Source organism: Haloactinopolyspora alba, assembly GCF_003014555.1.
GTDB lineage: Bacteria > Actinomycetota > Actinomycetes > Jiangellales > Jiangellaceae > Haloactinopolyspora > Haloactinopolyspora alba.
Map to the genome: position 1 here is coordinate 1 of NZ_PYGE01000021.1, position 19,769 is coordinate 19,769.

A 19,769-nucleotide genomic window follows, 5' to 3' on the forward strand; every position below is an offset into this window, starting at 1 on the left:
GTGCTCGTGCACCACGTCGACCGGGCAGCTACAGCGCGCGTACTCCGGGCGCTCACACAACTCGGCCAGCGCATCCACCTGAACCGCCTCGACGTACGCCTTGAGGCGTTCCTGCGCCTGCAGCACCACGACCAGCTCGTGCGCGGACAACGCCTGAACGTCGACCTCGGCCAGCAACACCGCCAACTCCGGCCCATGCGCCCGCCCCAGCCCGGCGACCGCCCAGGCGCCCTCGGGTGTCGCGTCGTCGTCGCTCACACAGTCACCCCTATTCGTCCGGCCGAAGGATCGCGCCTACACCCTCCATTCAACCGGACACGCGTTCGAATCCATAGAGATGACCACCATGATTCCTCAGGGCAACCGGTTGCCCCGAACAGGGCAACCAAGCCATCACCTCCGGGCAACCACGCCCTGCTTGACCAACTCCGCCAAGACCAACCCCGCCAAGACCGGACAGACACACGCCGATCTGCCCGGCGGCGACGACGAGCGCAGACGTCAGCGGTCCACGACATCGCGGAGATGGGCCGGCGACCGCCGCCGGGCAAGTCGACTAACCGTCACCGTCGACGGCGCGCAGGGTGTGCACCTTGATGTCCGCGGCGACCAGCCGCGCCGCCGCGTGCTGCCAGTTGTACAGCGTGCGTTCCGGCACGTACCTGCGGAACCAGTCGAAGGCGCGCCGCGAGGTCTCGTCCAGGCTGCTGAGGTCGGGCTGGCGACGGTAGGGACGGATGCCGGCGACGTACGGGAAGTACAACGCGTTGTAGTGGCGCCACTCGTCGCTGGTGCCGAACACTTGCTCGCGCGGGCGCAGCCGCTCGATGCTCTCCAGCAGGATCGCCTTCAGCTCGACCGCACGGTCCAGCGACTGTTCGGGTCCGCCGCGCGCGGCGAGCCGCTCGTCGACCGCGGGCAGCCGGGTCAGCGGGCTGGACACCAGCTTGCCGAGGTCGCCGTAGTGTCGCAGCGCATCGCGGACCAGCCGGGTGAAGGCGGTCTCGTCCATCGCCGCGAGCTCGTGGTGCTCGTCCCTGCGCGGAAGCGCGTCGGTGGCCGCACGCAGCTCGGACCGTTCGTCGCGCAGCCGCGGTGTGCCGGCGAACACGAACCGGTCGGCCATCGCCTGCAGCGGGCTGGCGAGCGTCACCAGCGCGACCGCTGTCGCCACGATGCCGAACACCAGCGGCCGGAGCGCCGCGTCGTCGTCGACACCGGCGAGGACCACGCCGACCTGGCCACCGAACACCACCGCCACGAAGCCGGCGCCCATGGCCGAGCGGCGCAGGTCGGCGGCGAGCGCCTCGCCGGACTCCAGCGCGTTCGTGACCGCGGCCACCACGCCCAGCACCACCAGGTCGAGGCCGATCCCGGCCAGTACGAGCCCGTCTGGCACCCAGTCGAGCGGCATCAGCAGCAGCGCCACACCGAGACCGAACAGCAGCGTGACCAGCACGACGATGCCATCGCGTCCGCTCGTCACACTACGCGCCCGCACCAGCAGCACGAGTGCCGCCGCCAACGGGACCAGCACCAGCGCCGTCGCGGCGACCTCCCACGGGCCACCCAGCCACGAGGCCAGCACCAGTGCCACCGTCCCGGCGGGCAGGACGGTGCGCCGCCACGACAGCTCGGCGCCCTGGCGCAGCGGATGCTCGGCCGGAAGCAGCGCGACCAGCACGCCGGTCCAGATCAGCACCGGCAGCCCGGCCAGCACGGCACCGGGATCGACGGTCCAGTCGGTGTCGAACGGTTCCAGCACGAGCGCGGCGGCGTAGGCCAGCAGCCCGGCACCTGAACGCGACATCACCGGGTCGGTGCGGTCGCGACCGAGCAGGTAGAGCCCGAGCCACCACGCGACCGTGAACGCCGCCACCGACAACCCGAGCACGACAAGGAGGCTAGCGGCCGCACCTGCCGGGGCTCAGGCCGGACTCGATACGGTAGGGACCAGCCAGACGAACCCGGCGGAGAGAGGCGGTCACCGTGTCAGCGTGTTGCGGACCATCGGCGGACCACGGCGGAGCGGCCGCCGACGTCGTCGAGCTTCCGTTCACCCCGCCGAAGCGCGAACATCGTGAGGTCGCACGTGGTATGGCGTCGATCCCCGGCGGCGAGTTCTCGATGGGTGGTGACGACCCGGACGCGTTCCCCGACGATGGCGAGGGCCCGGTGCGCACCGTCCGGCTGTCGCCGTACCTCATCGACACGACGGCCGTGACCAACCGCCAGTTCAACGCGTTCGTCAAGGCCACCGGCTACGAGACCGACGCCGAGCGGTTCGGCTGGTCGTTCGTGTTCCACATGTTCATCGGCGCCGAGCAGCGTCCACATGTCATGGACGCGACCGTGCCGGGCGCGCAGTGGTGGCTCGCGGTCGAGGGCGCGACCTGGCGTGCCCCCGAAGGCCCCGGGTCCGACGTCGACACCCGCCCGCAGCACCCTGTCGTCCACGTGTCCTGGCGCGACGCCGCCGCCTATGCGGCCTGGGCGGGCAAGCGGCTGCCCACCGAGGCCGAGTGGGAGATGGCCGCCCGCGGCGGGCTGCATCAGGCGAAGTACGCCTGGGGCGACGAGCTGGTCCCGAAGAACCGCTGGCGGTGCAACATCTGGCAGGGCACGTTCCCGCGCACCAACACCGCCGACGACGGTCACGTCGGCCCGGCGCCGGTCAAGTCGTACGCCCCCAACGGACTCGGTCTCTACGAGGTCGCCGGGAACGTCTGGGAGTGGTGCGCCGACTGGTGGAGCACCACCTGGCACGCTGAGCAGCGCCCCGAGACGCGCACCGACCCCGCCGGCCCGCCCGAGGGCGAGTTCCGGGTGACCCGCGGCGGCAGTTACCTGTGCCACGAGTCCTACTGCAACCGCTACCGGGTCGCCGCCCGGACCCGGAACACGCCGGACAGTTCCACCGGGAACACCGGATTCCGCTGCGCCGCCGACGTCGCGTCCGGCTGAGCCGAGGACGGGCCGTGGACGACGCCGGGCAGCCGTCGCGGCTGCCGCCCTACCTGGCGTTCTTCGGAACGCTGCTGCTCATCGGCCCGGTGCACCTGGTCACGCCGGGGCCGCAGCTGCTGACGTTCCCGGCCACGCTGGCCGGCCTCGCGGTCATCGCGGCCGGGCTGGTCCTGGCCGGCGGGCAGCAGCGCGCGATCGGCCGGCACGGTCAGGGCGGGATGTACACCGACGTCCCGACGCGGCTGATCGACGACGGCGTGTTCCGGTTCTCCCGCAATCCGCTCTACCTGGCGATGGTCCTGCTGACGCTGGGGATCGCCGTGCTGCTGGGCAGTCTCGGCGCGCTGGTGCTCGTGGCACTGGAGTTCGTGGCGATGAACGTGTGGGGCATCCCGTACGAGGAGCGGGTGCTGGCGCGGGAGTTCGGCGACGACTACGCCGCCTACCGCCGCCGGGTCCGCCGCTGGCTGTGAGCGTCATCGATCTCTGCCGCGGAACACCCGGCGTTTCTGGATGAAATACACAAATCAGTGTTAACCAGTACGTTAACCGCGAGTCGACTCCTAGTATGCCGTGCGTGATGTGATCGCCGTCCGTTCCCCACGCCTGGAGGAGTACGTGTCCGATCAACGACGCACGACGCCACTCGACCGCCGCCGATTCCTCACACTCGCCGGGGGTGGCGGGCTCGTCGCCGCCACCTCGACGGTCACCGGATTCGCCACCATCCCGGCGAACGCCTCCGCCTTCCCCGACGATCCGTTCCGGCTCGGCGTGGCCTCGGGTGACCCGCGCCCGGACGGTGTCGTGCTCTGGACGCGGCTGGCACCGGACCCGCTGGCACCCGACGGGCGCGCCGGCATGTCGCCTCGTACCGTCCCGGTCCAGTGGCAGATCGCCGAGGACCCACGGTTCCGCCACGTCGTCCGGGCCGGCACCGAACGCGCCAGTGCCGACCTGGCGCACTCGGTGCACGCGGAGGTCGACGGGCTGCAGCCGGGCCGGGACTACTGGTACCGCTTCCGCGCCGGCCGCGAGGTCAGCCCGGTGGGACACACCCGCACCGCACCGGCGGCCGGCGCGGCGCTGTCGTCGATGACGTTCGCCTTCGCCAGCTGCCAGAACTATCCCGCCGGCTACTTCAACGCCTACCGGCACATGGCGGACGAAGACCTCGACCTCGTGGTCCACCTCGGCGACTACATCTACGAAGGTACCGCTCAGGGCAGCCTCGGCCGCGGGCACCTTCCCACGGTCGAGTGCCGTTCGCTGGCGGACTACCGGATCCGTTACGGGCAGTACAAGAGCGACCCCGACCTGCAGGCCGCGCACGCCGCCTTCCCGTGGGTGGTCGTGCTGGACGACCACGAGGTCGACAACAACTGGGCCGACGAGGTCGACGGGCACGGTGCCGGCGGACCGGAGTTCCTCGCCCGGCGCGCCGCGGCGCTGCAGGCGTACTACGAGAACATGCCGCTGCGCCGCTCCTCGATGCCGAGCGGGTACGACATGCAGCTGTACCGGCGCCTCACCTACGGCAACCTCGCCCAGCTCAACGTCGTCGACTCCCGCCAGTACCGCGACGACCAGGCTTGCGGGGACGGCCGGAGGTTCGACTGCGAAGAGCGCCTCGACCCGAGCCGCACGCTGCTCGGCACCGAGCAGGAGTCGTGGCTGCTGGACGGTCTCGGCGGCTCTCCCACCACGTGGAACGTGATGGCGAACCAGATCTTCATGATGCAGGCCGACTCGGCGTACGGTCCCGAGCAAGCGTTCGGCATGGACACGTGGGACGGTTACGCCGCGGCCCGGTCCCGGCTGTTCACCGGTATCCAGGAGCGCGGCGTGCAGAACTTCGTCGTGCTCACCGGGGACGCGCACCGCAGCGTGGCCTCGGATCTCACCGTCGACTTCGACGACCCCGAGTCGCGCGCCGTGGGCACGGAGTTCCTCGGCACCTCCATCAGCTCCGGCGGCGACGGGCAGGACACCGACGACTGGGGCCGGCGCTGGCTCGCGGAGAATCCGCACATGAAGTTCCACAACGTCCAGCGCGGATACGCCAGGTGCGTGGTCACGCAGGACGAATGGCGCACCGACTACCGCGTCGTTCCGTACGTGACCGAGCGCGGCGCCCCGATCAGGACCCGCGCCAGCGTCTACGTCGAGGCCGGCCGAGCCGGCATCCAGGACGTGTCGGAGGGCTGAGCGAGCGCGACCTCGGCACCGACCGTGACCCGCCCGGCGTTCACCACGTCGCCCTGCACGCCGAAGGCGATCTCGCCGGCGCGGGTCCGGTCGGCGGCCAGCGCGGCCAGGACACGATGGTCGCGGCACCCCGCTCCGGGCTCGCGGTCGACGACGGCGCAGCGCGGCAGCGCGCCGCGGACGGTCACGACGGCCGGCCCGACCCGGAGCTGCACGCCGACCCACGCGTCCTCGCAGAACGGCGGCCGGCCCGGCGTGTCCACGACCAGTGTCGGCCGGAACCGTGCCCCGTCCTCGTCCGGCGCTCCGGTACGCCGGGCGAGCTCGGCCAGCGACGACGTGGTCACCAGCGAGACCGGTCCGGCCCAGATCACGGCTCCCGGCTCCCGCCGGCGGCACAGCCGGACCTCGCGTCCGAGGTAGCGGCTCAGCAACGCCGACCACGGCCCGTCGACGACGTTCAGGCCGACGCGGCGCCCCCAGTAGTCGCCGGTGACGGGGCCGGCCTCGGCCACCCCGCCGGTGACGGTGCCGATCGGGGTGTGCACGGTCAGTGACGGCGGGGCCCAGTCGGCGCGGCACGCCAGCAGTGCCGGGTTCTCGGCGGTGCGCGCCACCCGGCCGGTGGCGGTCTCGAACAGGCAGAACACCCGGTCGTCCGGCACCCCGTCGACCGTCAGCGCGACGTCGCGGCGCGGCACGTGTGCCATGCCTTTCACCGGCGTCGTCGCGATCCGCACCACGCGCATCCGTCGTTCTCCCCGTCCGTCGTCCCGTCCGTCGTTCAGTCGTCCAGCCCGCGCGCCTGCAGCGCCTCGCCGAGCGCGTCCGCCTGGCGCAACACACCGACGACCAGCGGGACGGCGAACGCGCGGATGCTGCGTTCGCGGCCACGGGCACGTTGTGCGTCGCGGACGCGGCCGGCGATACCGGCGACGACCGGCACGCTGCGGATCGCCAACGACAGCAGCAGTGACACCCGCCGCGGGTCCACGCCGACCCGGCGCAGCGGCGACATGCCACGTTCGAGGGCACCCATCAGCTCACTCATCCGCGTCGTCAGCGTCACCAGCCCGGCCAGCGCGACCGCCAGCACGATCCGCGCCGTCAGCGACACCGCGGACCCGGCGTCGGTGATCAGCAACTGGACCACCAGCAGCACCGGCACGAACCAGCGCAGCGGCCGCACCTGCGCCCACGCCGCGGCCGGCCGCACCCGGGCCAGCGCGTACATCGCGGCCACCCCGGCGGCGGCGACCCCGACGGACCACGGCTCCCGAGCCAGCAGCAGGGCGGTGCACGCGAGCGCCAGCCCGGCCAACTTGCCGCCGGCCGGGGCACGATGCAGCGGCGACGTCCCCGCGACGTACGCGCCGGTGATCATGCTCACCGGACCACCTCGAACACCGCGGCCACGCCCATGCCGCCGCCGACGGCGGCCGTCGCCAGGCCCAGCGTCCCGGCGGCCGCGCCGTCGCGCACCAGCCGGCTGAACAGCCGTACGACGACGACCGCGCCGGTGGCACCCCACGGATGCCCCAGCGCCAGGGCGCCGCCGTCGGCGCACACCACACCCGCGTCGACCTCCAGCGGGTCGAGACCCAGCGCGTCCGTCACCGCCAGCACCTGCCCGGCGAACGCCTCGACGATCTCGACCGCGGCCAGGTCGCACACGTCCGCGCCGGCCCGGTCCAGCACCCGGCGCACGGCATCGACGGGCCCCCAGCCGGGCAGCCGCGGGTCGCAGCCGGTGACACTGCCCGCGACCAGGCGCAGTCCGGGCCGTCCGGCGCGGGCCGACTCGGGCACCACGGCCACCGCGGCGGCCCCGTCACTGTTCGCGCACGAGTTCCCGGCCGTCACCGTGCCGTCCGGGACGAACGCGGCGGGCATCCGGGCCAGCACCGACATCGACAGCCGGCGCGGGCGGTCGTCGTGCTCGACCTCGCCGACGGGGACGGTCTCGGCGTCGAACCTCCCCTGCTCACGCGCCCGCAGCGCCTTCGCGTGGCTCGCCTGCGCATAGCGGTCCTGACGTTGTCGCCCGACCCCGCACGAGCCGGCCAGGCGGTCGGCCGCGGCGCCCATGTCCGGGTCGCCGAACTCCGGCGGCGCGAACGGCGCCCGCTCGTACGGCTCGTCGCCGGCGGCTGAGCGCCGGACCCGCAGCGGCGCGGTCGACGCGCTCTCCGCCCCGCCCGCCAGGACCAGCCCGGCGTCCCCGCCGCGCACGTGATCTGCGGCGTGCAGCACGGCGGCGAGGCCGCTGCCGCACTGGCGGTCCACCGTCACCCCCGGCACGCCCACCCCGAGGCCGGCCGACAGCGCCGCGACCCGGGCCACGTTTCCGCCCGGTCCGGTGCAGTTGCCCAGGACCACGTCGTCCACCGGCCCGAGCCCGTCCGCGTCGTCGGCCACCGCCGTCAGGGCCGTCGCCGCCAGCCGGTCGACGGCGACGGTGCCGAACGCCCGCCCGGTCGTCGCGATCGGCGTGCGCCGCGCGGCGACCACCACCGCGGCGTCCGGTCGCGCGGGGACGGCGGCGCTCACGACCACGGCCGCACGTCGAGGGTGCCGGCCGCCAGCGCGTGCCCGATCGCGGTGCGCGCGGGCTTGCCCGACGGCGTCCGCGGCAGCGAGCCGACCGCCACCCAGCGCCGCGGGCGCTGCGCGGGCGCGAGCCCTCGCCGGGCCGCCGCTTCAAGCGCCGCACGCGGGGCGGCGGGCCCGTCGTCCCGCGTGCGGTGCTCGACCACCGCGGTCACCACCGCGCCCAGCCGCTCGTGCCGGGTGCCGACCACGACGACGTCACGCACGCCCGGGACCTGCGACAGCACCGCTTCGACGTCCTCCGGGACGACGGTGGCCGCGCCCGTCAGCACGGCGCCGTCGGCACGCCCGCGTAGCCGCAGCGGCGGTCCCGGGTCGGCGAGGTCACCGACGCTCGCCCAGCCGTTCTCGTCCCACCGCAGCGGGCCAGGCGCACCCGCGAGGTAACCGTGCGCGAGCCACGGCGAGCGGACCCAGAGCTCGCCGGTGCCGTCGCCGTCGGCCCCGGAGCGCTGGCGCACGTCGATCCGCACACCGGGGAACGGCCGGAGCCCGGTGCCGTCGGTGTCCACGGCGACGAACGAGAGCTCGGCGGCGCCGTAGTACGCGAGCACGTCGACGCCCGCCGCGGCGGCGCGCTCGCGGAGCCCGTCCGGCAGCGCTGCGCCGCCCACGACGGCGGTGCGCAGCCGGGTCTGGTCACCGGCGGCGATCCGGCCGACCACCGCGTCCAGCGCGTGCGGCACCAGGTGCGCCACGTCGACCCCGGGCAGGCACGCGGCGACGGCGCTGTCCGACCAGTCCGGGGCGAGCTGCAGCGTCGCCCCGACGGCCAGGGTGTGCAGCGCGGCGAACGCGGTCAGGGACGTGGCCGGCGAGCCGGGCACGAGCACGGTGTCGGCGGGCGTGATGCCGGTCAGCGCCGAGACGGCGTCGTAGCTGTCCACCCAGGAGGCCGCCGAGCGCACGACCGCCCGCGGCCGCCCGCTGCTGCCGGAGGTGAACCCCGCCCACGCGGCCTCCGCTGACGCGGCGTCGCCGTGCGCGTCCCACGCATGCTCGCCGGCCGGTTCGATCGACGTGGCGGCGCCACGGACCCGCGCCGCAGGGGCCAGCGCGTCGACGACCTCCTCGTGCGTTGCCGGTTCGCACACCAGCGGCACGACACCGACCAGGTCCGCGGCGACGACCGCCGTCAGCGCCTCGACCGGGTCCGCGGAACCGATCGCGACCACGTCGCCGGCCCTCCCGCCGGCGGGGGTGAGCCGGCGTCCGCGCACCGGCAGGCCGGCCGCGCGCCACGCCGCCGCGGCGTCGGTCACGTCCCCGGCCAGTTCGCCGTAGCTGCGGACGCTCCCGCCGCAGCGCACCGCGATCCGCTCAGGTGTGCGTGCGGCGTGGTCGAGAAGCCTGCGAGCGATCGGCATCGACGCGGCTCACCCCTCGCCCGGCGCGGGCGGCCCGTCCGCCGCCGCGACCCGGCGCGCTCCCGGAGCGGCGGCCGGGTACGCACGCTGGGTGCCGGTGGTCACGACCGCGGCGAACACCGCCTTGGCCGCGTCACCCGGCAGGAACGCGGCCGAGATCAGCATCGTCTCGCCGAGCGGAACCCCCGTGACGAACGACTGGACCGGCACCCCGATGACCAGGACCACCGCGGAGCCGGTCAGACAGGCGCCCAGCACCCACGGCAGCGCGGGCCGCCGGCCGGCGCGCTCGACGAGCCAGCCCACGACCGCCGCCGCGGCCACCCAGCCGGCCAGGTAGCCCACCGACGGGCCCGCGAAGACGCCGAGGCCGCCGCGGCCGCCTGCCAACAGCGGCAACCCGGTCGCGACCAGGGCCAGCAGGACCAGCACGGCCAGCGCGCCGCGCCGCGCCCCCAGGATGGCCCCGCACAGCAGAATGCCCATGGACTGCAGCGTCACCGGTACCGCGTTGCCGAACAGCGCGAACGACCCGGGCACGCCGAGCACGGCGATCAGGCCGGCGAACACCGCGACCCGGGACATGTCCGCGGCCGACAGCCGGCTCCGGTCCGCGAGACGTCGGCCCGGTCGTGCCATCTGCTACCTCCGGAAGGGACAAGGCCGCCGGCGGCGGCTTACGGCATGGCCGCCGGCGGCGGCCATCGGCGTGCCTGTCCAACCATGACCCGCCGGAGGGGCTTCGGTACACGACGGTTCGCATCACGGGCGCACGCGGGTCTTGGAGGACTCGCACAATTCCCTCCGCGGCGGCGCCGTCGGCTGTCGGTGTCGGCGGGCACCATGGTCTCCATGACGACCAGCAACGACGTCGCGCTCGGCGGCCTGGACACACCGGTCGGGCACATCACGGTGGCGGTCACGTCCACCGGGCTGGCCCGGGTCTCCTGGGCGCGCCGCCACGTCGCCGGAGCCGCGCTGCCCGCAGCCGGCGACCAGGCACGGGTACGCGCGGTGACGACGCAACTCGCCGCGTACTTCCGCGGTGAGCTGCGCGCGTTCGACCTGCCCCTCGACTGGCGGTTCGTGTCCGGCACGGCGCGGGTCGTGCTGCAGACCCTCCACGCCACGGTCGGCTACGGCCGGTCGGTCACCTACGGCGAGCTGGCCGAGCGCAGCGGCACGAGCGTCCCGGCCAGGGGCATCGGCGCCGTCATGGGGTCCAATCCGCTGCCGGTGGTGGTGCCGTGCCACCGGGTGCTCGCGCACGACGGCCTCGGCGGGTACAGCGGCGGCGACGGTACCAACGGGCTCGAGGTCAAACGCTGGCTGCTCACCCTCGAGGGGGTGCTGCCGCCGACGTTCGACTGGAGCCCCGACCACCTGTGACACCTGCGGCCGGGCCCACCCGGCGTCATCCCGAGCAGTTCAGCAGCCCCATCCGCGCCTTCGTTTCGAGCACCCGCAGCGCGTGCTCGTCGACGGTGCCGGCGAACGCGGGGTCCGAGCCGGCGCGGTCGATCACCGCCTGCGTCATCTCCGGCAGCACCTCGGCCGTCGAGGCGATCACGATGTCACCGCCAGCCTCCAGGAAGTTCAGCGCGCGCTCCCCCGGCGGCACCGACTGCACCTCCGCGGCCGCGGCCAGGTCGTCGGAGACCACCACGCCGTCGAAACCCAGATCGTCGCGGATCATGCCGTCGATGATCGTGGGCGAGAACACCGCTCGCCGCTCCGGGTCGATGCGATCGTAGGTCGCCAGCGACACCATCAGGAACTCCGCCCCCGCGTCGAGCCCGGCCCCGAACGGCGCCAGGTCGGGGTCGTCCCGCGAGGTCCGGGTGTCGACCACGCCGCTGGAGAAGTCGGTGTTGCCCTCGACCTTGCCCAGTCCGGGGAAGTGCTTGACGGCGGTGGCCACCCCTGCCGCGTCCATGCCTTCGACGAACGCCTCGACGTAGCTGGACACCTCCTGTGCGTCGGAGCCGTAGCCGCGCTCGATGGCGCCGACCGGCTCGTTCGCGGCGCCGATGTCCTCCGGCACCACGTCGGCCACCGGGGCCAGGTCGACGTCGATGCCGCCGGCGCGCAGCTCCTCGCCCCACGACGCGGCCGCGGCGCGCAGCTCGTCGGTGCTCATCTCCGCCTGCTCCTGTGCCGACGGCATCGTGGAGAACCCCGGGCCCTTCAGGTGCTGGACGAGCCCGCCCTCCTGGTCGACCGCCACGAACGGCCGGGCGCCGCCGGGCGAGCCGGCGACCGTGCGAGCGCGCTCCGCCGCACGCGCCGACGCGTCGGTCCCGCCGGTCAGCTGTCCGATGAACAGCACCGACCCGACGTGCGTGTCGGCCAGTTTCTGCGACACGAAGGCCGGCGACTCGCCGACCTGGACGCCGCCCATGAACAGCTGCCCGACCCGTTCGGCCAGGTTCAGCCGGTCCAGGGTCCGTTCCGGGCAGGACGCGGCGGGGTCCGGGTCGTCCGGACCGGTGGTTCCCGCCGGCCCGGTCGGGTGTTGCCCGGTCGGCGACGGCTCGCCCGGCGGTGACGTCCGCTCCGGCGACGTGCCGTCCGGCGCCGCGGTGTCGTCCGACCCGCCGCACCCGGTCAGGCTCAACGCGAGTGCCGCCACACAGGCGACCCAACCGGCCGGCCACCCCGTCGTCATCCGCATCGGACCATCGTGACAGGTGCGCCGTGGCGTCTCCGGACCGACGCACTCGCTCGAACTTTCCGTTGCCGACACCGTGATGGCGCAGCTCGGGCACTGTCTCGGGTTACGATGAGTGAAATTCGGCCGATTTTCGCTCATACGAGGACGGTGGACGGTATGACGGCTGCGGACGACGACACCGACCTCGTCACCCTCGGCCGCCGCATCCGGCACGCCCGCAAGGCGAAGAAGCTCACGCTGGGCGAGCTCGCGGACCAGGTGCAGCGCGCGCCGTCGCTGCTGTCGCAGATCGAGAACGGCAAGCGCGAGCCGCGGCTGGCGCTGCTGCAGTCGATCGCGCGCGAGCTCGGCGTCGGTGTCGCGGACCTGATGAAGAACGAGCCTCCGTCGGAGCGGGCGGCGCTGGAGATCGCGCTGCACCAGGCACAGGCCCGGCCGCTGTACACCTCGCTCGGCCTGCCCGAGATCCGCGGCACCGCCACCCTGTCCACCGAGGTGCTGACCGCGCTCGTCGGCCTGCACCGCGAGCTCGACCGCCGCGCGACGGTGCGGTCGGCGACGCCGGAGGAGGCGCGGCGGGCCAACGTCGAGCTCCGGCACCACATGCGCGAGCGCGACAACTACTTCGCCGAGATCGAGCAGGTCGCCGCCGGGATCTCCACCGCCGTCGGGCACGCCGGCGGCCCGCTGACCCAGCGCGGGCTGAACGAGCTCACCGCGCACCTGGGCTTCACCCTGCACCGCGTCCCCGACCTGCCGCGAGCGACCCGGTCCATCACCGACCTGCGCAACCGTCGCATCTACCTGCCGCCGGCACCCCGCGGCGGACACGACCCGCGCTACATCGTGCTGCAGACGCTCGGGCACTTCGCACTGCACCACGAGGACCCGACCGGGTACGCGGACTTCCTGCGCCAGCGGGTCGAGGCGAACTACTTCGCGGCCGCCATGCTCGTGCCCGAGAACGCCGCGGTCGACTTCCTGCAGCGCGCCAAAGCCAACAAGGAACTGGCCATCGACGACCTCCGTGACGTCTTCGCGGTCTCGTACGAAACCGCGGCGCACCGCTTCACCAACCTGGCGACGCGGCACCTCGGGCTACCGGTGCACTTCATGCGCGTGGGCGAGGACGGCGTGATCTACAAGGCGTACGAGAACGACGACGTCAACTTCCCGCAGGACGTGACCGGCGCGATCGAGGGCCAGCTCACCTGCCGGTACTGGGCCGCGCGCGCGGTGTTCGAGTCCGCCGACCGGTACTCGACGCACTACCAGTACACCGACATGGACCGCGGGACGTACTGGTGCACCACCCATGTCGAACGCACCGGTGAGGGCGACTTCGCCATCGACGTCGGCGTGCCGTACGCGCACGTCAAGTGGTTCCAGGGACGCGACACCACCGTCCGCGCGCGTTCTACCTGCCCCGACCCGTCGTGTTGCCGCCGCCCGCCCGCCGAGCTGGCGATGCGCTGGGAGAAGTACGCCTGGCCCAGTGCCCGGGCCCATTCGCACCTGCTGGCGGCGCTGCCGCCGGGGACGTTTCCCGGAGTCGACGACACCGACGTCTACCGGTTCCTCGACCGGCACGGGCCGTCGCAGTGACCCGTCCTCGGCTGCTGAACCGCGCTCAGCTGCTGACCGCGCGCAGCGCCCCGGGCCGACGGCCGGCGAGGCGATCGAGAGCGGCGCCGCTGACGTCGTCGGCGGGAAGATAGACGAGCAGCCGCTGGTCGGTCGCGCCGGCGAGATCGAGCGTCTCGCACTCCAGCGACAACTCGCCCACGTCCGGGTGGACGAGTCGCTCGTGGCGTGGGTGGCCGGGCAGGTCGAGCGGGCTCTCGAGCCGCTCGCTGAACGCGGGCCCGGCCGCGAGGGCCAACTCCTCGGCGAACGCCGTCAGGTACGGGTCGACGCGGCCGGCGTCCATGCGCAGGCCGGCGACGTGCTCGTCGGCGACACGCTCCCAGTCCGGGTAGAACTCACGCGCCCGGGCGTCGGTGAACACGTACCGGACGAGGTTCGGCAGCGGCGCGTCCAGGATGCCGAGCGGACCCGCCAGGCGCTCGTAGCCGGACGTGCAGGCCAGGACGTCGGCCGTGCGATTGAGCAGCACCGCCGGGGCCGGCTCGAGACGTTCGAGCAGGCTCTGCGCGCTCGCCCGGACGGTGCTGGAGGGCGCCTCGACCTCGGGGCAGAGGAAGTCGTTCTCGGCGACCTTGGCGAGATTGCGCAGGTGCACCCGCTCGTCGGCGGTCAGCCGCAGCGCGTCGGCCAACGCCGTCAGCACCTGGGTGGACGGATGCTGGTCACGGCCCTGCTCGAGGCGGACCAGGTAGTCGACGCTGATGCCCGCGAGGGTGGCGAGCTCGGACCGGCGCAGGCCCGGGGTGCGCCGGCGCCCACCCGGCGGCAGCCCCACGTCGCCAGGGGTGACGGCATCCCGGCGGGCGCGCAGGAAGGCACCCAGTTCGTTGTCGGCCACGTCACAAGGCTACCGGCACCGCCGCGCGGCCGAGGGTGGCTCCCGGAGGGCTAGGTCTCGCGCGGCCTTCCTCATCCGCCGCCGGTCCGGCACGGTCGGCACATGACGACACACGACGCGGTCTTCACCGACGTGGAGATCCAGTACCTGAAGAGCCAGTTCCTCGGCCGGTTCGCGACGGTCGACGCGCAGGGACGCCCGCACGTCATGCCCGTCGGCGTCTTCGTCGATCTGGAGGAGCAGGCGATCGTCGTCGCCGGGCACACCGGCACGAACATGGCGGCGAGCAAGAAGTTCACCGACGCCCGGCTCCGGCCGGACGTGGCGTTCGTGGTCGACGACCTCGCGTCCACGGATCCGTGGACGCCGCGCGGCGTCGAGATCCGCGGCCGGGCCGAGACCTTCACCGAAGGCGGTGAGCAGCTCGGCCGGCGCCTCGACGCGATGATGCCGTTCGACCCGGCGTGGATCCGGATCCGTCCGCGCCGGATCCTGGCGTGGGGCCTCGACGCCGAGGTGTTCGAGCTGAACGCACGCGACGTCGCCGGGACCAGCTGAACTGGTCCCGGCGACGTCACTCACGGGCTCGCGTGCCTGGACGAGGTGTTCGGGTCGGGCATCCAGGAGCCGCCGACCGTGCCGGAGGCGCCTGGCGTCCCGGACCGGTCGGGCGCCGCGGACTGCCCGATCCAGTCGCGCGGCTCCTGGTCGTCGTCGCTGCCGGCCGCCCGCTCGTGCTGGGCGACCTTGCGCCGCAGGTACTCGATCTCGCGGCGCCGTTCCCGTGCCCGCCGGATCCCGGCGACGAGGGCGATCACGCCGGTCAGCGCGACCAGCCCGGTGCCGACGCCGCCGGCGAACACGCCCCACAGCGGTGTGTCGACACCCACGGTGAACACGTCGAACGCCACCGATTCGCCGCCGTCCAGGACGACCCCGACGACGAGAGCGACGACGGCTGCGAGCAGAAGAAGCGCGAGCAGGATCATGACCCCTGTCCTTCCCGCCTGGCGAGGTCCACAAACACTGCGCGGCGAGATCGTCCGCGGCCCGCCGGCGTGATCAGGCGTTCGGTCAGCCGGCCGGAACCCGGATCGGCGCCAGTTCGAACCGGTCGAGCTTCGGCGCGTAGCCCGACCACAGCCCGGTGTCGTTGCTGAACGTGATCGTGTTCGCGCCCTCCTCGAGCGTCACCGGCACGCCGACAGCCCAGTAGTTGTCCCACGCCCAGGTGTTGCGGAAGTACTTCCGCTGCGGATCGGCGCCGTTCACGCTGATGTCCGCCGGCCGGGAGATCACGTCGGTGTTGTAGGCGTGGCCGGTGTCGCGCTCGTCGTTGGCATAGTGCACGACGAGCAGGTGCCGGCCCGCCTCGGCGGCCTCCACGTTCAGGGTGAAGGTGTTCTCCGCCCCCTGGCCGACGCCGCCGACGTGCGCGCCGCCCGAGGCGTGCTCGGCCTCCTCGACGACGGCAGAGCCGGACAGCTCGTTGCCCGCGTCCTCGGCCTCGACCGTCTGCACCGGGCCGTCCGCGGGCCGCACCGTCAGCGAGTCCACCAAGGCCGGACGGCCGGTCGTGGACGTCACGGTCACCCGGTTCATGCCCGCCGACAGGAACAGCCGCTCCCGATCACGTGTCCAGCCACGACGCGCCGACGTCGGCTTCGTCCGGGTGCCGTCGACGGCGGCACCGTTGAGCGCCAGGCTCGACATGCCCCCGGCACGGCGCAGGTCGAGGTCGTGGTAGCCGTTCTCGGCCGCGTAGACGTCGAACGTCACGGTGTCCTGCCTGCCCGCGGCGACGTACCCGGCGCCGGACTGCTCGCGCTCGTCGTAGCGGTACCGCACGCCGTCGGCCGTACGCGCCCGCTCGGCCTCGTAGGTGATCGGCCGCGACGCGTCCGCGGGAACCCGCTCGAGGTCGATCCGGTCGAGGGTCGCCTCGCCGGTGGCGGCGCCCAGCACCGGGTCGGACGCGGCGAGCGTGATCCGGTGCTCACCGGCGTCGAGCTCCAGCGCCACGTCCTTGCGGGCGCGGTAGGTCCACGTCATCGTCGCCGGATAGTCGACGAACCGCGGGTTCGCGCCGTCGACGCGCAGCACCTGCTGGGACACCGTCCCGGTCTGGTTGCCGTACAGGATGCCGAGCCGGTAGCGCCCGTCCTCGGGCACCTCGACGTCGAACGTCACCGAGCTGGTGGGCTTGTTCAGCGAGCCGACGTCCTGGGTGCCCGACGCCGCGTGCTCGTTCCAGTCCTCCGCCGTGCCGTGCGTGTAGACGGTGCCGTCGACGATCTCGGCGTCCTCGGCCTCGTACGACGCGCTCCACGGCTGGTCGGTGTCCGGGTGGCTGCCGGCGCCGCCGGGCGAGAGGACGATCTCGTGCACGGACATCACGTCCCGGTCGCGCAGCGCAACGGTGATCGTCCCGTCGTCGGACACCTCGACGTCCCGGCTCGACGACGTGGCGGGCGGCGGCGCGTCGGCGTCCTGCCCGCTCCATGTCGTGGAGCGGACATCGACGCGCACCTGGTCACCGAACAGGGCGGGGTCGACTCCCTCGACGACCACGTCGGCGTCACCGCCACTGCCCCCGACCAGCACCCGTGCCTGCCGCTTCGCGTCGTCGACGGCGGCGATGCCCTGCAGCGTGTCCAGCTCACTCGGATGCGGCGGTGTCACCCGCACGGTCTCGCCGCTGAGGTCGGCGTACATCTTCAGGAACCACCACGAGCCGCTCGGCTTGTTCGTCTGCACGGCGTTGCCGGCCAGGTTGCCCGCGGCGGCCCAGTACGCCTGGCCGCCGGCGTCGACCTTGGTCTCCTCGAACGCCGACATCCACTGGATCATCTGCCCCGGCACGGTGAGGTCGCGGTTGCCGCCCCACTCGTTGATGTTGATGGGCAGCGGACCGATGCCGAGGTCCTTCTCCAGCTGCCGGTAGTGGGCGTAGTCGCCGCGGTAGGCCGGCAGCGAGTCGGACGGCAGCGTGTGCCAGGTCATGACGTCCGGGAGGACGTCGTGCTTCTTCGCGTAGGACAGGAAGTCCGGGAGGAACCTGCGGTCGTAGTACGCCTCGTTCGGTCCGGCGATGCGCGCCCCCGGGTCGAGTTCGCGGATCTTTTCGACGACGGTCTTCCAGTCGGCCAGGAAACGGTCCCGGTTGCGCTCGTACTCGGCCGGGTCGTCGGTGTTGAGCCCGTACCAGATCCAGTCCGGCTCGTTGAACGGCACGTAGACGTAGTTCTCACGGTGCGGGTCGGCGACCACGTCGGCGACGATCTGCTCGACCTTGCCGAGGTAGTCCTGGAAGCCGAAATCGTCGTACGGCCAGGTCGGGTAGATGTCCTGCATGTAGATCATCATGTAGTCGCCGCCGTTGCGGAAGAACGAGTCCGCCACGTCCAGCGCGTCGCCGTTCGGGTGCTGCTCCCCTTCCGGCGCCTTCTGCGAGGCCGTCCGGATGCCCAGCGGCTCGAGCAGGTTGTCGCTGGGCACGCCCTCGTCGCTGAGGCCGTACAGGGTGCCGTGCGCGCCGTGCTTGACCGGGCCGGTGCGTTCGGCGAGGTCGACGACGATTCGCTGCGGGTCGTCGTCGGCCACCGCCGACGGCGGCCCCGTCGCGGTCAGGCCGGCGGTGATCACCGCCGCACCCGCCGCGAGCGAGGCCAGAGCCGTGCGTTTCATGGTGCCTCCTGCGGGTTGTTCGGTCTCACTTGACAGCGCCGCTGGTGATGCCCGAGATGATCTTGCGCTGGGCGACGACGAACACGATGAGCAGCGGCAGGCTCATCAGGACCACGTAGGTGAAGATCAGGTGCCAGTTGTTCAGGTAGAGCCCGGCGCTGGCCACCTGGAACAGGTTCAGCGGCAGCGTGTCCAGCCGCCCGCCCAGCACGAAGAACGCGTAGAACACGTCGTTCCAGACGTACAGGCAGATCAGGATCGTCGCGGTCGCCAGCACCGGCCGCAGCAGCGGCAGGATGACCCGCACGAACACGGTCAGCGGCCGGGCACCGTCGACGCGGGCGGCCTCCTCCAGCTCGAGCGGGATGGTGCGGATGAAGCCGGTGACGAAGAAGATCACCGTGGACATGTAGATGCCCATGTAGACGCCGATCATGCCGATGGCGGTGCCGGCCAGACCGAGCTGTCGCAGCAGCAGCACGACCGTCACGACCGCCGGCGGCAGCACGATGCCGCTGATCGCGGCCGCGTACAGCACCGCGTAGCGGCGCTTCGAGCGCCGGGCGAGGATCCACGCGCCCATCGAGCCGAGCAGCAGCACGCCGAGCACCGACGGCACCATGACCAGGACGCTGCCGAAGAACCCCGACGGGATCCGCCCGCGGGTCCAGACCTCGCGGACGTTGTCCAGCAGCTGCCACTGCGAGGGCAGGTCCAGGTTCGGCGTGAGCGCCTCGCCCTGCGGCTTGCCCGCCGTCACCACGACCAGCCACATCGGCAACCCGACGAGGACGGCCACGAGTACCAGCGCCACGACCGGCTGCGCCTTCGTCCGTGCGCTGCGCCGGGGACGCCGGCGTAGGACCTCGGTGCTCACAGGATCTCCTCCCGCCTGCGCAGGATCTTGATGACCGGGAAGGCGAACAGGGCGACCATCAGGAACAGCACCAGGCTCATCGTGGTGGCCTGCGCGAACAGTCCCTGCCCGAAGGTGCGGTAGATGAAGATGTTGAGGATCTCCGTCGTCCGGGCCGGACCGCCCTCGGTGGTCGCCTGGACGACGTCGAACCCGTTCATCGAGCCGAGCAACGCCGTCGCGACACTGAACGTGACGGCCGGCGCCAGCAGCGGGAACCGGATCGCCCAGAAGGCCTTCCACGGTGAGGCGCCGTCGATCCGCGCCGCCTCGAGGACGTCGCCGGGCATCGTCTTCAGCCCGGCCATGTAGATCAGCATCGACAGCCCCATCCACTTCCATGCGTGGATCAGCGCGACCACCACGATCGTCCAGGTCGTGCTGCCCAGCCAGGCCGTGGTGACCTCGTGGCCGACCAGCGCGCCGATGAGGGCGTTCAGCGCCCCCTCCGGCTTCAGGAACGCCTGGAAGATGTAACCGACCGCCAGCGCGGACATCAGCACCGGGATGAAGAACGCCGCTCGCGCGAACCTGTTCAGCCGGGTGTCACGCTCCAGCAGCACCGCGAGGATCAGCCCGAACACGTTCTGGAAGATCGCGACCAGCACCGCGTACACCACGGTGATCCGCAACGAGGCGAACAGCGTCCCGCTGTCGGCCAGCTCGACGAAGTTGTCGAACCCGACCGGGTTGATCTCACTCTTGAAGCTGGACCAGTCGGTGAAGGCGTAGACGAAGTTGAAGACCGTCGGGACGAAGAAGAACACGACCATCACGACGAGCGCCGGAGCGAGGAACCAGCCCGGATGGGCCGCCCGCTCGCGCCGCTCGGCCGACGTCGTTCTCGACACCTTC

Annotated in this window: 18 protein-coding genes and 1 pseudogene; 6 read left to right on the forward strand and 13 right to left on the reverse strand. The window is 72.7% G+C overall.

Annotated features, from left to right (window positions below; genetic code table 11):
* Together CLV30_RS21370 and CLV30_RS21375 are read right to left on the reverse strand one after the other, a co-directional pair.
* A pseudogene (locus CLV30_RS21370) lies at positions 1–258 on the reverse strand (hypothetical protein); the annotation flags it as partial.
* Between the two features lie 298 nt (positions 259–556).
* On the reverse strand, positions 557–1,894 hold the full coding sequence (locus CLV30_RS21375) for a hypothetical protein (RefSeq protein WP_106539274.1): 1,338 nt from the start codon (positions 1,892–1,894) through the stop codon (positions 557–559).
* Between the two features lie 203 nt (positions 1,895–2,097).
* Here CLV30_RS21375 and CLV30_RS21380 point away from each other — a divergent pair, with 203 nt between their 5' ends.
* From CLV30_RS21380 to CLV30_RS21390, 3 genes are all read left to right on the forward strand, one after another.
* Positions 2,098–2,964: a formylglycine-generating enzyme family protein gene (locus tag CLV30_RS21380; RefSeq protein ID WP_106539275.1), complete on the forward strand. Its 867-nt coding sequence runs from the start codon at positions 2,098–2,100 to the stop codon at positions 2,962–2,964.
* Positions 2,965–2,978: 14 nt separating this feature from the next.
* Positions 2,979–3,440 carry a methyltransferase family protein gene (locus CLV30_RS21385; RefSeq protein ID WP_165358676.1) on the forward strand — a complete coding sequence of 154 codons (462 nt, stop codon included), beginning with the start codon at positions 2,979–2,981 and terminating at the stop codon, positions 3,438–3,440.
* A 145-nt stretch (positions 3,441–3,585) separates the two neighbouring features.
* On the forward strand, positions 3,586–5,175 hold the full coding sequence (locus CLV30_RS21390; RefSeq protein WP_106539333.1) for an alkaline phosphatase D family protein: 1,590 nt from the start codon (positions 3,586–3,588) through the stop codon (positions 5,173–5,175).
* Here the strand turns inward: CLV30_RS21390 and CLV30_RS21395 are convergent.
* The 5 genes from CLV30_RS21395 to CLV30_RS21415 are packed head-to-tail and all read right to left on the reverse strand — an operon-like array spanning position 5,127 to position 9,791.
* Positions 5,127–5,924, reverse strand: coding sequence for an MOSC domain-containing protein (locus CLV30_RS21395; RefSeq protein WP_106539277.1), 798 nt, complete (start codon positions 5,922–5,924; stop codon positions 5,127–5,129). The two genes, CLV30_RS21390 and CLV30_RS21395, sit on opposite strands and share 49 nt — an antisense overlap.
* Positions 5,925–5,959: 35 nt before the next feature.
* A complete protein-coding gene (locus CLV30_RS21400) occupies positions 5,960–6,559 on the reverse strand; it encodes an energy-coupling factor transporter transmembrane component T (RefSeq protein WP_106539278.1) in 600 nt (199 codons plus the stop codon).
* Positions 6,560–6,561: 2 nt separating this feature from the next.
* A complete protein-coding gene (locus tag CLV30_RS21405; RefSeq protein WP_205740945.1) occupies positions 6,562–7,725 on the reverse strand; it encodes a thiolase family protein in 1,164 nt (387 codons plus the stop codon).
* The gene (locus tag CLV30_RS21410; protein ID WP_106539279.1) at positions 7,722–9,152 is read right to left on the reverse strand and encodes a class I adenylate-forming enzyme family protein; all 1,431 of its coding nucleotides are present in this window, start codon (positions 9,150–9,152) and stop codon (positions 7,722–7,724) included. The genes CLV30_RS21405 and CLV30_RS21410 overlap by 4 nt, the downstream gene beginning before the upstream one ends.
* A gap of 9 nt (positions 9,153–9,161) precedes the next feature.
* Positions 9,162–9,791 (reverse strand): biotin transporter BioY, encoded by a 630-nt coding sequence (locus CLV30_RS21415; protein WP_106539280.1) that lies wholly within the window; start codon positions 9,789–9,791, stop codon positions 9,162–9,164.
* A 213-nt stretch (positions 9,792–10,004) separates the two neighbouring features.
* Here CLV30_RS21415 and CLV30_RS21420 point away from each other — a divergent pair, with 213 nt between their 5' ends.
* Complete coding sequence (locus CLV30_RS21420; RefSeq protein ID WP_106539335.1) at positions 10,005–10,541, forward strand: methylated-DNA--[protein]-cysteine S-methyltransferase; 537 nt, start codon at positions 10,005–10,007, stop codon at positions 10,539–10,541.
* Between the two features lie 25 nt (positions 10,542–10,566).
* On the opposite strand, the gene CLV30_RS21425 is transcribed toward CLV30_RS21420, so the two are convergent.
* Positions 10,567–11,826 carry a glycoside hydrolase family 3 N-terminal domain-containing protein gene (locus CLV30_RS21425; protein WP_165358677.1) on the reverse strand — a complete coding sequence of 420 codons (1,260 nt, stop codon included), beginning with the start codon at positions 11,824–11,826 and terminating at the stop codon, positions 10,567–10,569.
* A gap of 156 nt (positions 11,827–11,982) precedes the next feature.
* On the opposite strand from CLV30_RS21425, the gene CLV30_RS21430 reads away from it, so the two are divergent.
* On the forward strand, positions 11,983–13,431 hold the full coding sequence (locus CLV30_RS21430) for a helix-turn-helix transcriptional regulator (RefSeq protein WP_106539282.1): 1,449 nt from the start codon (positions 11,983–11,985) through the stop codon (positions 13,429–13,431).
* Between the two features lie 25 nt (positions 13,432–13,456).
* Here the strand turns inward: CLV30_RS21430 and CLV30_RS21435 are convergent, their stop codons facing one another.
* Positions 13,457–14,311, reverse strand: a complete 855-nt coding sequence (locus CLV30_RS21435; RefSeq protein WP_106539283.1) for a helix-turn-helix transcriptional regulator — start codon at positions 14,309–14,311, stop codon at positions 13,457–13,459.
* Between the two features lie 102 nt (positions 14,312–14,413).
* Between CLV30_RS21435 and CLV30_RS21440 the strand changes: the two genes are divergently transcribed.
* Positions 14,414–14,869, forward strand: coding sequence for a PPOX class F420-dependent oxidoreductase (locus CLV30_RS21440; protein ID WP_106539284.1), 456 nt, complete (start codon positions 14,414–14,416; stop codon positions 14,867–14,869).
* A gap of 20 nt (positions 14,870–14,889) precedes the next feature.
* Here CLV30_RS21440 and CLV30_RS21445 read toward each other — a convergent pair whose 3' ends face one another.
* The 4 genes from CLV30_RS21445 to CLV30_RS21460 form a co-directional block, all read right to left on the reverse strand.
* Positions 14,890–15,300, reverse strand: a complete 411-nt coding sequence (locus tag CLV30_RS21445) for a hypothetical protein (protein WP_106539285.1) — start codon at positions 15,298–15,300, stop codon at positions 14,890–14,892.
* A gap of 85 nt (positions 15,301–15,385) precedes the next feature.
* Entirely contained in the window at positions 15,386–17,998 is a 2,613-nt protein-coding gene (locus CLV30_RS21450; protein ID WP_106539286.1) for a carbohydrate-binding protein, read from the reverse strand.
* Between the two features lie 25 nt (positions 17,999–18,023).
* Positions 18,024–18,875, reverse strand: coding sequence for a carbohydrate ABC transporter permease (locus tag CLV30_RS21455; protein ID WP_205740946.1), 852 nt, complete (start codon positions 18,873–18,875; stop codon positions 18,024–18,026).
* Entirely contained in the window at positions 18,872–19,687 is an 816-nt protein-coding gene (locus tag CLV30_RS21460; protein ID WP_106539337.1) for a carbohydrate ABC transporter permease, read from the reverse strand. Before CLV30_RS21460 ends, CLV30_RS21455 begins: the two co-directional genes overlap by 4 nt.
* Positions 19,688–19,769 lie beyond the last annotated feature (82 nt).

What these genes read in the sequence shown, in the direction of transcription:
- CLV30_RS21380 (WP_106539275.1), top strand. Translation starts at nt 2,098, where the DNA reads ATGGCGTCGATCCCCGGCGGCGAGTTCTCGATGGGTGGTGACGACCCG.
- CLV30_RS21395 (WP_106539277.1), bottom strand. Translation starts at nt 5,924, where the DNA reads ATGCGCGTGGTGCGGATCGCGACGACGCCGGTGAAAGGCATGGCACAC.
- CLV30_RS21400 (WP_106539278.1), bottom strand. Translation starts at nt 6,559, where the DNA reads ATGATCACCGGCGCGTACGTCGCGGGGACGTCGCCGCTGCATCGTGCC.
- CLV30_RS21410 (WP_106539279.1), bottom strand. Translation starts at nt 9,152, where the DNA reads ATGCCGATCGCTCGCAGGCTTCTCGACCACGCCGCACGCACACCTGAG.
- CLV30_RS21415 (WP_106539280.1), bottom strand. Translation starts at nt 9,791, where the DNA reads ATGGCACGACCGGGCCGACGTCTCGCGGACCGGAGCCGGCTGTCGGCC.
- CLV30_RS21420 (WP_106539335.1), top strand. Translation starts at nt 10,005, where the DNA reads ATGACGACCAGCAACGACGTCGCGCTCGGCGGCCTGGACACACCGGTC.
- CLV30_RS21425 (WP_165358677.1), bottom strand. Translation starts at nt 11,826, where the DNA reads ATGCGGATGACGACGGGGTGGCCGGCCGGTTGGGTCGCCTGTGTGGCG.
- CLV30_RS21430 (WP_106539282.1), top strand. Translation starts at nt 11,983, where the DNA reads ATGACGGCTGCGGACGACGACACCGACCTCGTCACCCTCGGCCGCCGC.
- CLV30_RS21440 (WP_106539284.1), top strand. Translation starts at nt 14,414, where the DNA reads ATGACGACACACGACGCGGTCTTCACCGACGTGGAGATCCAGTACCTG.
- CLV30_RS21445 (WP_106539285.1), bottom strand. Translation starts at nt 15,300, where the DNA reads ATGATCCTGCTCGCGCTTCTTCTGCTCGCAGCCGTCGTCGCTCTCGTC.
- CLV30_RS21450 (WP_106539286.1), bottom strand. Translation starts at nt 17,998, where the DNA reads ATGAAACGCACGGCTCTGGCCTCGCTCGCGGCGGGTGCGGCGGTGATC.
- CLV30_RS21460 (WP_106539337.1), bottom strand. Translation starts at nt 19,687, where the DNA reads ATGGTCGTGTTCTTCTTCGTCCCGACGGTCTTCAACTTCGTCTACGCC.